Origin of the sequence: Streptomyces sp. NPDC127092, assembly GCF_042722475.1 — a bacterium.
Classification (GTDB): domain Bacteria; phylum Actinomycetota; class Actinomycetes; order Streptomycetales; family Streptomycetaceae; genus Streptomyces.
In genome coordinates this window covers 1-309 of sequence record NZ_JBHXFE010000256.1, presented here as the reverse complement: position 1 = coordinate 309, position 309 = coordinate 1, and positions in this window count along the sequence as shown.

Here is a 309-nt window from a genome sequence, read left to right as displayed (position 1 = left end):
GTCCGATATGGCAGTGAATGCGGTATCCGCCATCACGTTGGCCCAGGTGCCGCGACAACCGAGAAATTGTGTCCCTTTGAGCGACAAGCACGGTGAGGGGGCGCTGATCGAGGTCCTGTTCGAGAGCGACGGAATGGCCTACCCCTGAGGCGCACCCGCGTCGACCGACGTCGACCTTATAACCAGGCACGATTCGACTGGCTCTACGAACACCGCAACGCGTTTGAGGCAGCGCTCGGCCAGGCGTCGCGATTCCCCAAGCTGACGCTGCACAGCCCGGTCGCGATGGCGAAACGGGCTGAGCGCCGT